The 13,165-nt window shown below is 57.1% G+C and carries 15 protein-coding genes; 10 read left to right on the forward strand and 5 right to left on the reverse strand.

Going from position 1 to position 13,165, the window contains the following annotated elements:
• Positions 1–123 precede the first annotated feature (123 nt).
• The 7 genes from AAC636_RS04930 (at position 124) to AAC636_RS04960 (ending at position 4,956) form a co-directional block, all read left to right on the forward strand.
• Entirely contained in the window at positions 124–903 is a 780-nt protein-coding gene (locus AAC636_RS04930) for an SDR family oxidoreductase (RefSeq protein WP_340252072.1), read from the forward strand.
• Positions 904–990: 87 nt separating this feature from the next.
• A complete protein-coding gene (locus AAC636_RS04935; protein ID WP_340300591.1) occupies positions 991–2,094 on the forward strand; it encodes an ABC transporter ATP-binding protein in 1,104 nt (367 codons plus the stop codon).
• Positions 2,095–2,238, forward strand: coding sequence for a hypothetical protein (locus AAC636_RS04940; protein WP_340300592.1), 144 nt, complete (start codon positions 2,095–2,097; stop codon positions 2,236–2,238).
• Positions 2,239–2,297: 59 nt separating this feature from the next.
• On the forward strand, positions 2,298–2,519 hold the full coding sequence (locus tag AAC636_RS04945) for a twin-arginine translocase TatA/TatE family subunit (protein ID WP_317656028.1): 222 nt from the start codon (positions 2,298–2,300) through the stop codon (positions 2,517–2,519).
• An 83-nt stretch (positions 2,520–2,602) separates the two neighbouring features.
• Positions 2,603–3,208 (forward strand): Sec-independent protein translocase protein TatB, encoded by a 606-nt coding sequence (tatB, locus tag AAC636_RS04950; RefSeq protein ID WP_340300593.1) that lies wholly within the window; start codon positions 2,603–2,605, stop codon positions 3,206–3,208.
• Positions 3,205–4,098 carry a twin-arginine translocase subunit TatC gene (gene tatC, locus AAC636_RS04955; RefSeq protein ID WP_340300594.1) on the forward strand — a complete coding sequence of 298 codons (894 nt, stop codon included), beginning with the start codon at positions 3,205–3,207 and terminating at the stop codon, positions 4,096–4,098. The genes tatB and tatC overlap by 4 nt, the downstream gene beginning before the upstream one ends.
• Positions 4,099–4,113: 15 nt before the next feature.
• Entirely contained in the window at positions 4,114–4,956 is an 843-nt protein-coding gene (locus tag AAC636_RS04960; protein WP_340256281.1) for an ATP-binding protein, read from the forward strand.
• Here AAC636_RS04960 and AAC636_RS04965 read toward each other — a convergent pair whose 3' ends face one another.
• From AAC636_RS04965 to AAC636_RS04980, 4 genes are read right to left on the reverse strand one after another with little or no spacing between them, the layout of a single operon-like run.
• Positions 4,957–5,904, reverse strand: coding sequence for an AEC family transporter (locus AAC636_RS04965; RefSeq protein ID WP_340300595.1), 948 nt, complete (start codon positions 5,902–5,904; stop codon positions 4,957–4,959).
• Positions 5,905–5,913: 9 nt separating this feature from the next.
• Positions 5,914–6,825: a DMT family transporter gene (locus tag AAC636_RS04970; RefSeq protein WP_340300596.1), complete on the reverse strand. Its 912-nt coding sequence runs from the start codon at positions 6,823–6,825 to the stop codon at positions 5,914–5,916.
• A 42-nt stretch (positions 6,826–6,867) separates the two neighbouring features.
• Entirely contained in the window at positions 6,868–7,359 is a 492-nt protein-coding gene (locus tag AAC636_RS04975; protein WP_340300597.1) for a lipocalin family protein, read from the reverse strand.
• Positions 7,359–8,405, reverse strand: coding sequence for an aldo/keto reductase (locus AAC636_RS04980; RefSeq protein ID WP_340300598.1), 1,047 nt, complete (start codon positions 8,403–8,405; stop codon positions 7,359–7,361). The genes AAC636_RS04975 and AAC636_RS04980 overlap by 1 nt, the downstream gene beginning before the upstream one ends.
• A gap of 115 nt (positions 8,406–8,520) precedes the next feature.
• Here AAC636_RS04980 and AAC636_RS04985 point away from each other — a divergent pair, with 115 nt between their 5' ends.
• The 3 genes from AAC636_RS04985 to AAC636_RS04995 all read left to right on the forward strand — a co-directional run bounded on the left by AAC636_RS04985 (position 8,521) and on the right by AAC636_RS04995 (position 12,756).
• Positions 8,521–9,180 (forward strand): ImuA family protein, encoded by a 660-nt coding sequence (locus AAC636_RS04985; RefSeq protein ID WP_340300599.1) that lies wholly within the window; start codon positions 8,521–8,523, stop codon positions 9,178–9,180.
• 82 nt (positions 9,181–9,262) lie between these two features.
• On the forward strand, positions 9,263–10,975 hold the full coding sequence (metG, locus tag AAC636_RS04990; RefSeq protein WP_340300600.1) for a methionine--tRNA ligase: 1,713 nt from the start codon (positions 9,263–9,265) through the stop codon (positions 10,973–10,975).
• Positions 10,976–11,088: 113 nt separating this feature from the next.
• Positions 11,089–12,756, forward strand: coding sequence for a chloride channel protein (locus AAC636_RS04995; RefSeq protein ID WP_340301090.1), 1,668 nt, complete (start codon positions 11,089–11,091; stop codon positions 12,754–12,756).
• Between the two features lie 11 nt (positions 12,757–12,767).
• On the opposite strand, the gene AAC636_RS05000 is transcribed toward AAC636_RS04995, so the two are convergent.
• Positions 12,768–13,112, reverse strand: coding sequence for a DUF427 domain-containing protein (locus AAC636_RS05000; protein WP_340261153.1), 345 nt, complete (start codon positions 13,110–13,112; stop codon positions 12,768–12,770).
• Positions 13,113–13,165: the final 53 nt, after the last annotated feature.

A 13,165-nucleotide genomic window follows, 5' to 3' on the forward strand; every position in this document is an offset into this window, starting at 1 on the left:
GGCGCTTTTGGTGAAAGGTAAATCTCACGCAAGACTGGATTTGGCAGCAACAGGCACCTAACTTGCCCCCTGAGGCGCGCTTGCGCGCAAGGAAAGATAGTAAAGAATGCGAGGGAGCAGATTATGGATTTGGGCATAAAGGGAAAGCGCGCATTGGTTTGTGCATCGTCCAAAGGCTTGGGGCGCGGTTGCGCCGAAGCCTTGGCTGAGGCAGGGGTTGATCTGGTGCTCAATGCCCGCGGTGCAGAGGCGCTTGAGGCGACTGCCGCGCATATTCGCGACACCTATGGCGTTTCAGTCACCGCGATTGCCGCCGATATCACCGATGAGGCGGCGCGCGCCGATGTGATCGCGGGGGCAGGTGCAATTGATATTCTTGTGACCAATGCGGGCGGCCCCCCACCAGGTTTGTGGTCGGATTGGACGCGCGATGATTTCATCAAGGCGCTGGATGCCAATATGCTGACGCCGATTGCGCTGATGAAACATTACATGCCGCAAATGATGGAAAAATCATGGGGTCGTGTGGTCAATATCACCTCGCAATCGGTCAAGGCACCGATCCCACAATTGGGCTTGTCCAATTCTGCACGCGCAGGCTTGACGGGCTATGTTGCGGGCACAGCCCGACAGGTTGCGGCCAAAGGGGTGATCATCAACAATCTCTTGCCTGGTATCCACGCCACGGATCGCGCCGATGCGCTTGATAAGGGCGTGGCGGAGCGCGAGGGGATTAGTGTTGAGGAGGCACGCACCCGCCGCTTTGGCACCCTACCCGTTGGGCGCTATGGCACGGCGCAGGAATTCGGCGCTACTTGTGCCTTTTTATGCTCGCAACATGTGGGCTTCATGGTGGGGCAAAATGTGCTCTTGGATGGTGGTCAGAACGCCATCACCATTTGAGAGGCCGCAGCAAAGCGGCGCTTGAAAGGGGGGCTTGTGCCTGATAGCTGACCAAGTTGAGTGTTTTTATCAGGATGCAAGCGCCCTATGAACCAAGTCCCGCGCCAAAATTCCCCGCGGCTTGAGGTAAGCAACCTCTCTTGCGTCTTTGATGGGACGGAAGTGGTGCGGGGCATATCCTTGTCGGTGGCGGCTGGGCAGGTGATGTGTTTGCTTGGCCCTTCGGGATGCGGAAAATCCACCACATTGCGTGTCATCGCGGGCGTTGAGCGTCAAACGGGTGGGACAGTTGCGCTTGATGGTGTCACTGTCTCCGATCCAGGGCTGCATCTGCCCCCCGAGGCGCGGTCGGTCGGTTTGATCTTTCAAGATTTCGCGCTTTTTCCGCATCTCAACGTGGCGCAAAATATTGCCTTTGGTCTAAAGGGGCGCGGCCCTGAAGTGGGCGCGCGGGTTGAGGAATTGCTCGCCCGTGTCGATCTCAAAGGCTATGGGGAAAAAGGCATCCATATGCTGTCGGGCGGCGAGCAGCAGCGTGTGGCCTTGGCCCGCGCGCTTGCGCCGCGCCCCAAAGTGATGCTGATGGATGAACCCTTTTCGGGGTTGGACAATCGCCTGCGCGATGGCATCCGCGATGAAACATTGGAATTGCTGAAAGAAGAGGGCACAGCGGTGGTTCTTGTCACCCATGAGCCCGAAGAAGCGATGCGCATGGCGGATCAAATCGCCTTGATGCGCAACGGTCATATCGTGCAACAGGGCGCGCCCTATAATATTTACAACGCCCCCGTGGACAAAGCGGCGGCGGCGTTTTTCTCGGATGTGAATGTCATCTCTGGCCGTGTGGACGGGGCGCTGACTGACACCGCCTTTGGGCAATTCTTGGCGCCGGGTTTTGCCGATGGCACGGCGGTTGAGATTGTCTTTCGCCCCCAACATGTGAAGATTGATTTTGATAGGGGTGGTCGTGGCCCAAACCCTACTGTCAGCGATGGTGTGCCAGCACGCGGCATGGTCGAGCGCGCGCGCTTCATGGGCCATGAAAGCCTTGTTGAGTTTCGCATGGATTTCAACGGCGAGGTGATCCGTGCCACAGTGCCGGGCGTGTTTTTGCCCAAGAAAGGCACCGCGATGTGGTTGAGCCTGCGCCGCGAGAAATGTTTTGTCTTTCCTGCGGCCAAAGCATCCTAAATGGGCCTCCATTATACAATCGTGATCAGTTTCCCGCGTGCAGGGGCGTTTTGCCCCTTGCAGGCGGCGCAGGATTTCGCGACATTCTTTGGTGGGCAAGCGGCATTGGCCTTTGGGGGCTATGGCGTTGAGGCCAAGATATAAACACGGCGCGGTTGATGTGCGAATTGTGTCATCAGCCTGCGCTGAAATGGGAGAGCGAAATGTTCAACAATATTGGCCCTGCAGGGCTTTTGCTGATTGCGGTGGTCGTGCTGGTTCTATTCGGGCGCGGCAAAATCGCGGGCCTGATGGGCGAAGTGGGGAAAGGTATCACCGCCTTTAAGCGCGGCGTCAAAGACAGCACCGAGGAGCTTGAAAATAAAGCTGCCGATGGTGAGGGCGCGCGCGATGTCACCCCTGAAAATGAGCGTGACAAGGCCTAATGATCGTCTTTGGCCTTGCGCATTGGCGCGGGGCTGGATCATGAAACCCTGCGCTAATCGCGGTTTGTCACGAGAGGGACGCCATGCCTGATATCGGGTGGATGGAATTGATGGTGATCGGCATTGTTGCCTTGATCGTTGTCGGGCCAAAAGACTTGCCTGTCATGTTCCGCAAAGCGGGTCTGTTTGTGGGGCGCATCAAGGGCATGGCGCGCGAGTTTACCTCGGCTATGAATGATGCGGCCGATCAAACGGGCATGCGCGAAATGAACCGCGAGATGAAAGCCCTGACCAATCCGCGTCAATATGGTCTGGATAAGGTCAAGCAATCTCTCAACGCGGATCTTGATCTGGATGCAGATTTCAACAGCGACAAGCCGCTGAAGACGGGCAATCAGGGTAAACCTGCGGGCGCGCAAGGAAATCCGACCCAAGCCCCCGCACCTGCCGTTAAGCGCAGTGAGCCTGCAGAGGCGCCAAGCGAGGCGCCAGTGCAGGCAAAAGCCGCGCCTGCCAAAAGGGCTGCGCCCAAAGCAAAGGCGGCCCCCAAGGCCACGCCGAAAAAGGCACCTGCGAAAAAAGCCGAACCCGCAAAAACGACACGGGCCAAGGCTGCGCCTGCAAAGGCCAAGACCACTGCGCCCAAAGCGGCCCCTAAACCCCGCGCGAAAAAGGCGGATGAGGCATGAGCGAAGACGAGATTGAAGATCATTCCGCTCCATTGATTGAGCATTTGGCGGAATTGCGCACGCGGTTGATCCGCTCGGTTTTGGCCTTTGTGGCGGGTATGGTGATTATGTTCACTGTAGCCGAACCATTGCTTGAATTTATTTCGCAACCTCTGGCCGATGTCTTGCGCGCGCGGGGCGAAGATGCACGTTTGATCTTCACTGCCCCGCAAGAGAAATTCTTTGTCTTGATCCGTATTTCGGTGATCGCGGGCTTTGCAATTTCTTTCCCTGTGATTGCGCATCAGCTTTGGCGCTTTGTGGCACCTGGTCTCTATAAGACTGAGAAAAATGCGTTTCTACCCTTCTTGATTGCTTCGCCGCTTTTGTTTCTCTTAGGGGCTGCCTTCGCGCATTTCATCGTTACGCCCTTGGCCATGAATTTCTTCATCGGGTTTTCCGATGCGATCCCTGCCTTGGCCAACTTGATTGCAGGGGAGGGGGAGTTCCAACCCTCCGCGCCCTCACAAGAGCTGCAAACGGTCTTTCTCGGTTCGGTGCGCGAGTCGCTTGATCTGGCGCTCAAGTTTATCTTTGCCTTCGGGCTGTGCTTTCAGCTGCCCGTGCTTTTGACCTTGATGGGTAAGGCGGGTTTGGTTTCAGCGGCAGGTCTGCGCGATGTGCGCAAATATGCGATTGTGGGCATTTTGGTCGTTGCAGCCTTAGTGACCCCGCCAGATGTTGTCACGCAGCTGATCCTTTTCAGCGCCGTTTATGGGCTTTACGAGATTTCCATTTTCTTGGTCGCCATGGTTGAGAAAAAGCGTAAGGAGCGCCTCAAGGCCGAAGGCCTATGGGATGAAGACGAGGCTAATGAAGCACCCGCAAAGGACGCGGCGCAGAAAGAGTAAACGGTAGTAATGGCTATGGCGAAAAAGCAGCTTGCCCGAATTGCGGATGCGTTAGAACGGATGGCCCCGCCCGCCGCGCAAACCCCTGATTGGGGTGCAGCTGATGCCTTTGTGTGGCATGCAGATCCTGATCATTTGGAACCTGTCGCGCAGATTTCGCGCGTGGGTGTTGAAATGTTGGTGGGCGTGGATCGCGCGCGCGACACGCTTATGGCCAATACGCGCCAATTCGCGCGCGGCTATGCCGCCAATAACGCGCTCTTATGGGGCGCGCGGGGGATGGGAAAATCCTCGCTGGTTAAGGCCGCACATGGGGCCGTGGTGGCCGAGGGTCTGCCGCTCAAATTGGTGGAAATGCAGCGCGAAGATTTGCCCACGATTGGCAGGCTTTTGACACTGTTGCGCGCGGCCCCTGCACGCGTGATCTTGTTTTGTGATGATCTATCCTTCAGCCATGATGACCAACATTATAAATCGCTCAAGGCGGTTTTGGATGGTGGTGTGCAAGGCCGCCCTGAAAATGTGATTTTCTATGCCACGTCTAACCGCCGTCACCTGATGCCGCGGGATATGATCGAGAATGAGCGCAGCGGTGCTATAAACCCGTCTGAGGCGGTGGAGGAGAAGGTCTCGCTCTCGGATCGGTTTGGGCTGTGGCTCGGGTTCCATCCTTGCACGCAGGACGAATATTTCGAGATGATTGACGGCTATTGCCGTGCCTATGGCGTGGCTGTGCCCCAAGATCAGTTGCGTGCCGAGGCGATTGAGTGGACTGCAACGCGCGGGGCGCGGTCAGGCCGCGTGGCATGGCAATTTTTCACTGATTTGGCAGGTCGACACGGCGTTGCGCTGAAATAATTACAGACCGAAAATCCGCTCCCCAAGGCTCAGCCACAATGGCATGGTTGCGAAGGAAAGCAGCGTTTGCACCGTGATCATCGCGGCCATAAGCGGCGCATCCCCTCCCATTTGTCGGGCCAATGTATAGGCGGCCACACCTGTTGGCAGCGCGCCAAAGGTCAGCGCGATTTGTGCTTGTAGGGGCGGCACATCGAGGATCAAAGCCAACCCCATAATTGCGGCAGGAAACAAGCCAAGCTTTGCGATGGCTGCAAGAAATAATGGCCCCGCCTCTGCCGAGAGGCCGCGCAGTTTGAGGTTCGCCCCAACGCACAGCAACATGATGGGCAGGGCCGCTTGGCCCAGAATTTCGAGGCTGTCGTGAAAAACTGGCACCCGCGGCAACCCTGCAAGGTTCCATGCCATGGCAGCGGCAATCGACAGGATCAAAGGGTTTTTCGCAAGATTTTTCAGCGTGGCCGTGATCTGGCCGCCAATCCCCGTGCCGCGCTCTTGTGGCAACATGAGGACAAGCGTGGTCACCACTGTTAGGTTGACCACAGGCACCAGAATGGCCGCGCCTAAAATCGCAAGCTCCAACCCCTCAGGCCCATAGAGGGCGCCCGCGACAGCAAGGGCGATGAACGTGTTGAACCGTCCCGCCCCTTGCACCAAAGAACTGCCCGCGGCGCGCCCATGGTGGCGCATTAAGCCTGCCCCGATGAGCCCCGCAATGATGCCCAGGAAAAAACCCGCATAGAGCAATGCGGAAAAGCCACCCAAAGCAGCAGCGCCCAAATCGGCCGTAGAAATGCTGTCAAAGAAGATGGCAGGCATCAGAACCAGATAGACCAGACGGTCATTGAGGTTCCAAAACTCGGCCGAGGGCAGGCCCGCGCGGCGCAGGCCGTAGCCTGTGGCAATCAGAACGAAAATCGGCGCAATGGCGAGGGGTATTGTGAACATGGCGCTTTCTTACGCCTCTTGCAGGATAATGGCGAGCAGCGCGGCGAGGATCAGAACCAATCCCATCACCTCTTTTTTGGTGCTGCGTTCTTTGAGCCAGAAGATGGAAAAGAGATAGGTAAAGACCAATTCCACTTGCCCGACCGCTTTGACCAATGCCGCATTTTGCAGGCCAAAGGCCAAGAACCATCCAAGTGAACCTAAAAGTGAGGTGGCCCCCGTGGCAAGTCCAATGCGCCATTGATGCAGCACAGAACCAATTTGTACGCGCTCGCGCCAAGCAATCCAAAGGCCCAAACTGCTGGCTTGAATGGCGCAGGCCACCGCAAGGGCAAATCCAGATCGCAGCAGCGCATCCCCCCCTTCAAGGCTTAGGATCGCGCCGCGATAGGTCACGGCAGACACCCCGAAAAGCCCGCCAGAGGCCAGCCCGAAAAATGCGGCCTTGGTGGCGAAGCGTGCGAGAAGGGTTTGACCATCGCCCTTTTGCCCCCCGTCTGAGATCAAAATAACGCCGATCACCCCAACCACGATGGCGGCAAAAACCCACAGCGATACGCCTTCGCCCAAAACCACCAAACCGAGGCAGGCGGTCAGGATGGTTTCCGTCTTTTTCAGGGTCACGCCAATTGCGAAGTTGCGAAACCCAAACAGCGCCACAACACAGGCTGTGGCCAGAACTTGGGCCAATGAGCCAAGAACGATATAGGCCCAGAACTGGGGTTGGATCTGTGGCAAATCAAACCCGCGTATACGGGCATATAGGATCACGCCACAGGCCACGATGGGCGCGCTGTAAAGAAACCGCGCCCAAGTGGCGCCTGCGGTCGACAGCGCACTTTTGCGCAAGTGATGCTGTAACAGAAACCTGAGGTTCTGCATGAAGGCAGCAAAGATGGTGGCGGCAATCCAAATTGGCATGCGATCAGATTGCGCCTTTCCTGAGAAAGGGCAAGCGTGCAGTCATGGGTTCAGCGCGATAAAATCATTTGGATCATAGCCATTGGCCGCAGCAAGGCGCAATGCAGCGTCAATGCGATCATCGCCCCCCGTTGTTCTGCGGTCAATGATCCACGCCAAGCGCCCGTCAGGCGCGCCTAGCAATGCTGTGCGATAGTCATCATCAACCCAAAGCACCCAAAGCGCCCGCCCGCGCGCATCTGTAAAGCGGGCAGGGTGCGGGCCGTCCGAGGTCAGCGCCATCCTTTGGCCAGACCCATCCACATACCGCAAACCTATGATTTGGCCGCTGCCTTCCTCAAAGCTGAGGTTGCGCGCCGCGGTTCTATCGATGGCGTGGCGCATCACCCATGGCCCCGCAAATCGTGCGGCTTCAAACCGCGTGGTCGAGGCAATCGGTGCATCCGCCCGTCTTGCCCCCATCATGGGCGGGCTACAGGCTGTGATCAAACACAGGGCCAATAGGAGCGCGGTTTGGGTGAGGCGCAGGCGCATCAATAGGGCAACGGATGGGCGCGATGGATTGCGTCTATCTCGTCCAGAACATCGCCCGATAGGGTCACATCCAAGCCATCTAGAATGCGGGCAAGCTGTGCGCTTGTGGTTGCGCCAAAGATGGTCGAGACGGAGAAAGGGCGCTGCACAGTAAAGGCCAAAGCCATGTGAACTGGATCAATACCGTACTTTTGCGCCAAGTCTAGATAGGCTGCGACCGCATCAAAGACGCGCGGGCTTTTGCGACCGCCCAAATCCCCGTTACCCTCCATGCGCGAGCCTTCTGGAATGGCCCCGTTTTGGTATTTTCCCGTCAAAAGGCCCGCGGCAAGGGGCGAATAGGCCAGCAGGGTCAGCTGCTCATTCACGGCCAGTTCCGCAAAATCTGTGTCATAGAGGCGGCACAGGAGCGAATATTCATTTTGCAAGGACATCACACGCGGCAGGCCGCGCTCTTCGGAAAGGCGCATCCATTGCGCAACGCCCCAGACCGTATCATTGGACAGCGCGAAATAGCGCATTTTGCCTGCTTTGATCATCCGATCTGCTGCATCCAAGATCTCTTCCATATGGGCCAGCGTCACGGATTTCACCTGTGCCGAAGGATCATAGCCCCAGTTTTGGCGGAAATGATACGAACCGCGATTGGGCCAATGCATTTGGTAAATGTCGATATACTCTGTGCCCAGTCGTGCGAGCGAGGCATCGAGTGCTGCGGTAAAACTTGCGGCTGTTATATCCTCACCCATGCGCACAAACGCGGCGTTTTTGCCCGTGATTTTGGTGGCCAAGATATAATCGCCGCGCCGCGCAGGGTTGGCGCGGTTCCAATTGCCAAGAATGGTTTCGGTATTGCCGACTGTTTCCGCCCGCACAGGGTTAACGGGATACATCTCGGCGGTGTCGACAATATTGATCCCTGCCGCAAGCGCCATATCCATTTGGCGATGTGCGTCTGCCTCTGGGGTTTGGTTGCCCCATGTCATCGTGCCAAGGCAGTAATCGGTGATCATTGTGTCTGTGGTGCCAAGCTGAATTTTGCGCATCCCATCCTATCCTTCGCTGCTATCTTCCGCGTTATTGGTAGCGAGATGCCCAAGAAGGGCAAGGGAAGTGCGAAAATTTCTTGCAGAACAAAAGAAGAACATTTAGTCTGGCCTCATGCAAATCACCCATGCCTCTTTTGATCACATTACGGCCTCTGTGGCGCGGGCAAACCCGTCTTTGCGCCTTTTCGAGGGGTGTGATTTGCGGCTTGGGCGGGTGCATGAGTTTTGCGGCCCCGCACGGCGGCGTCTGGCGCTTTGGGCGGCGGCGCGGATGGAGGGGGCGGTGCTTTGGATCCGACCTGCGTGGCACCCTGATCATCTGCATATGCAGGCCGTGGCGGAGGAGATTGACCCTGCCCGCATGATCTTTGTCGCGCCTGAGCGGCGCGAAGACCTGTTATGGTGCATGGAGGGGGCTTTGCGCAGCGGGGCCTGTAAAACTGTGGTTGCCGAAGTGCTAGAGCCACCCAACCTGACCGCGATCCGCCGTTTGCATCTGGCGGCTGAACATGCGGGAAAGCAGCCTTTCGCCGCGATTTTAACACCGCATCATGGGGGCGCAGCAGGGGTTGAGACGCGCTTTTCCTTAGCGGCCAATCATGGGGCCTTATCCATGCAAGGGGCGCTTGCAGGAAATCTGCCTGCAGGCCTAGAGGGGCGCGCATGGCATATGCAACGTCTGCGCGCGCGCCTTGCCCCGCCCGCCGCATGGCGTGTAACGCGCGCATCCTCAGGCCTTTGTGCGAAATCCATAGCGCCCAGTTTTGTTTGACATCTTTGCACCGTCTAGCCATCCGCTTTGCTTTGGGTTAGACGCGAGAGCGAAGGAAATCATCTAAGACAAGGCGGGCGTGATGGAGCGTGTTCTGATCACTTCGGCGATCCCATATATCAATGGGATCAAGCATTTGGGAAATCTCGTAGGCAGCCAATTGCCTGCTGATCTTTTCGCCCGTTACAACCGCGGTCGGGGCCGTGAGGTTTTATTTCTCTGTGCCACAGATGAGCATGGCACGCCCGCCGAATTAGCTGCCGCCAAAGCGGGCATGGATGTCGCTGAATATTGCGCCAAACTGCACGCAGTTCAGGCTGAGATTGCACAGGGTTTTCGCCTGAGTTTCGATCACTTTGGCCGGTCTTCTAGCCCGCAAAACCACGAATTGACCCAGCATTTTGCAGGCCGTTTGGCCGAGGCAGGGCTGATCTCTGAGGTGAGCGAGCGGCAGGTCTATTCCAATGCCGATGGCCGCTTTTTGCCTGATCGCTACATTGAGGGCACATGCCCCAATTGCGGCTATGACAAGGCCCGCGGCGATCAATGCGAGAACTGCACCAAGCAGCTTGACCCGACCGATTTGATTGACCCGCGCAGTGCGATTTCTGGCTCAACGGATTTGGAAGTGCGCGAGACCAAGCATCTGTATCTGCGCCAATCCTCTATGCGGGATCAATTGAACGCGTGGATCGACAGCAAGACAGATTGGCCAATTCTAACCACCTCTATCGCCAAAAAATGGCTCAATGACGGGGACGGGTTGCAAGATCGTGGGATCACGCGCGATTTGGATTGGGGCATCCCTGTTAAAAAGGGCAAGGATGAATGGCCAGGGATGGAGGGCAAGGTCTTCTATGTTTGGTTTGATGCGCCGATTGAATATATCGCCTGCGCCGCAGAATGGGTTGACGCAGGCAAGGGAGATGATTGGGAGCGGTGGTGGCGCACAGACAAGGGCGCGCGAGATGTGCGTTACGTCCAGTTCATGGGCAAGGATAACGTGCCCTTTCATACCTTGAGCTTCCCTGCAACGATCTTAGGCTCTGGCGAGCCATGGAAGCTGGTGGATTACATCAAATCCTTCAACTATCTCAATTATGATGGCGGCCAATTCTCGACCAGCCAAGGGCGTGGCGTGTTCATGGATCAGGCTTTGTCGATCCTGCCTTCGGATTATTGGCGGTGGTGGTTGCTGAGCCATGCGCCAGAAACCTCGGATAGCGAATTCACTTGGGAGAATTTCCAAGCAGGCGTGAACAAGGATTTGGCCGATGTTCTGGGCAATTTCGTCAGTCGGATCACCAAATTCTGCCGCTCAAAATTCGGTGAAGTGATCCCTGAGGCGGGCGACTACAGCGCACAAGAGGCCCAAGTGATGGCTGATTTACAGGCCCGCCTTGCGGCCTATCAGGCGCATATGGAGGCGATTGAAATTCGCAAAGCCGCCGCCGAATTGCGCGCAATTTGGGTTTTGGGGAATGAATATTTGCAATCTGCAGCACCTTGGACTGTGTTCAAGGAAGATCCAGATCGCGCCGCGGCCATCACGCGGTTTTCTCTGAACCTCATCCCGTTTTATGCGCTCTTGTCTGCGCCGTTCATCCCAGATGCCGCACAGGCAATGTTGGATGCGATGGGGTGCAAAGATTACGCATGGCCCGAAGATGTCGCAGAAGGCCTCTCGCGGCTGCCAGCTGGGCAGGGCTTCACTGTGCCTGAGGTTCTTTTCGCAAAGATCAGTGACGAGCAGCGCGAAGAATGGCAAGCCCGCTTTGCGGGGGTGCGCAGCTGATAGAGGGTTGAATTTCAACCTCTTTGGGCCTTTGGTGGTTATAGAGGCGCGGCGCAAAGGCTGGTAAGTTGGATAAAGACCCGTCCCGATCTGGGCAACACCCCCTTAAGGCGATGTTGGCAGCAACATGGCGCCAGCAGCGCGCCTTGTTGTCGGAGGCATGGTTTATCCTGCGCCGCAAAGGCCCAAGCCAAATTCAGTTTTGGTTTATCGCGCTTGTGCTTGGGGGGGCAGCAGGCAGTGCGGCGGTTTTGTTCCGCCTTGGTGTAGATCGCTTGCAAGCCACGCTTTATGGCACCGAAGATATCCGTCATTTGCACAGCTACGCCGAAAGTTTGCCGTGGTATCTGATTTTGCTGATCCCCATTTTGGGGGGGCTTTTGGTGGGGATGATCCTGCATCGCTTTACGCCTGATGGGCGGGTGCGCTCTGTGGCGGATGTGATTGAGGGGGCCGCGCTGAATGAAGGTCGCGTTGAGATACGCGCGGGCGTTGCCTCGGCTGCGGCGTCCTTAATCACGCTTGGCTCAGGCGGCTCTACGGGTCGAGAGGGGCCTGTGGTGCATTTGGCTGCCGTAATCTCTAGTAAAATCTCCGCGCTTATTCGTGCCGATGGGATCACGGGGCGGGATTTGTTGGGCTGCGCGGTGGCCGCGGCTGTTTCCGCCTCGTTCAATGCACCAATTGCAGGGGCGCTTTTCGCGCTTGAGGTGATCTTGCGCCATTTCGCGGTGCATGCATTTGCGCCCATTGTAATTGCCAGTGTGGCAGGCACAGTGATCAGTCGCCTCACCTTGGGCGATGTGACCGAGTTCACATTGGGTCGTGAAAGCGCCTTGGGCTTTTACGCGGAACTGCCCGCCTATCTCATGTTGGGATTGATCTGTGGGCTTGTTGCCGTGGTGTTTATCCGCGCGGCCTTTTGGGCCGATGACCAAGGCACTCGGGTGCAAAATTTCCTGCGCTTGCCGCGGTTCTTGCGCCCTGCGATTGCGGGGGCGTTACTGGGCGGCTTTGCGATTTTCTTCCCCCATATCATTGGCGTGGGCTATGAGACCACGAGCGCCGCTCTCACGGGGCAATTGGTGCTGCATGAGGCGATTATCTTCGCCGTTCTCAAGACGGTTGCCGTGGCAATCACGGTTGCGGGGCGCATGGGGGGCGGGGTGTTTTCCCCCTCATTGATGATTGGCGCGCTGACGGGCCTTGCCTTTGGTTTGATCGCGACCGCAATCCTGCCCGAGATGTCAGGGTCGGTGACGCTCTACGCTTTGGCAGGGATGGGGGCGGTTGCCGCCGCTGTTTTAGGCGCGCCCATCTCAACCACGTTGATTGTGTTTGAACTGACAGGCGACTGGCAAACGGGCCTTGCGGTGATGGTTTCTGTGTCCCTTTCCACGGCGCTTGCCAGCCGCCTTGTAGATCGCTCGTTCTTTTTGACCCAACTTGAACGGCGAAACATCCATTTGGCGGCAGGGCCACAGGCCTATTTGTTGGCCATGGTCGGGGCAGGGCGGATCATGCGGCCCATGACTGACCCGCGTGCCGCGCCCGCTGATGCCCTCTTGGCGCAGGTTGCGGAAGGGGTGTTTGTGACGCTTGAGGATACGCTTGAAACCATCATGCCGATTTTTGAGAAAACCGAAGCGGATTACATTCCCGTGATCAAAGAAAATCCGCAGGATGGGCCGCCCGCCCTAGAGGGGGCGGTGTTCCATATTGATGCGCTCAAAGCCTATACCCGTGCCATGGCGGACACTGCCGCTGAAGAGCACAGCTGACGGACACGCTGTTAGATACGCTCGACTGTGACGCGGTCGGTAAAGAAGGCGATATGACCCTTAATGGCTTGGGCTTCGTCCGTTTTTGGGTCTTCATAAGACCACGCCGCATCGTCAATCTGCCCTGATGCCGTTGAAATGGCATAGTAGCTGGCCATTCCCTTCTTGGGGCATTTGGTGGTGCTTTGGGTCTTTTCCAAAAGCGCCATGGCGATATCTTCGCGCGGAAAGTAGATCACGGCGGGCAAATCGCCCTCCTTCAATTCCAATGCCGCAGCAGATTCCGCCACGATCGCGCCGCCTGCGCGCACAACATATTTCCCCGATGCAGGGCGAATCGACATTGTGTTGGTCATGAATAGATCTCCTTCTTGGGCCTCTCATACAGGCTTGGTCTGAGAATAGCTAG

The sequence above is a fragment of the Roseobacter sp. HKCCD5988 genome, from assembly GCF_037830355.1.
Lineage (GTDB): Bacteria > Pseudomonadota > Alphaproteobacteria > Rhodobacterales > Rhodobacteraceae > M30B80.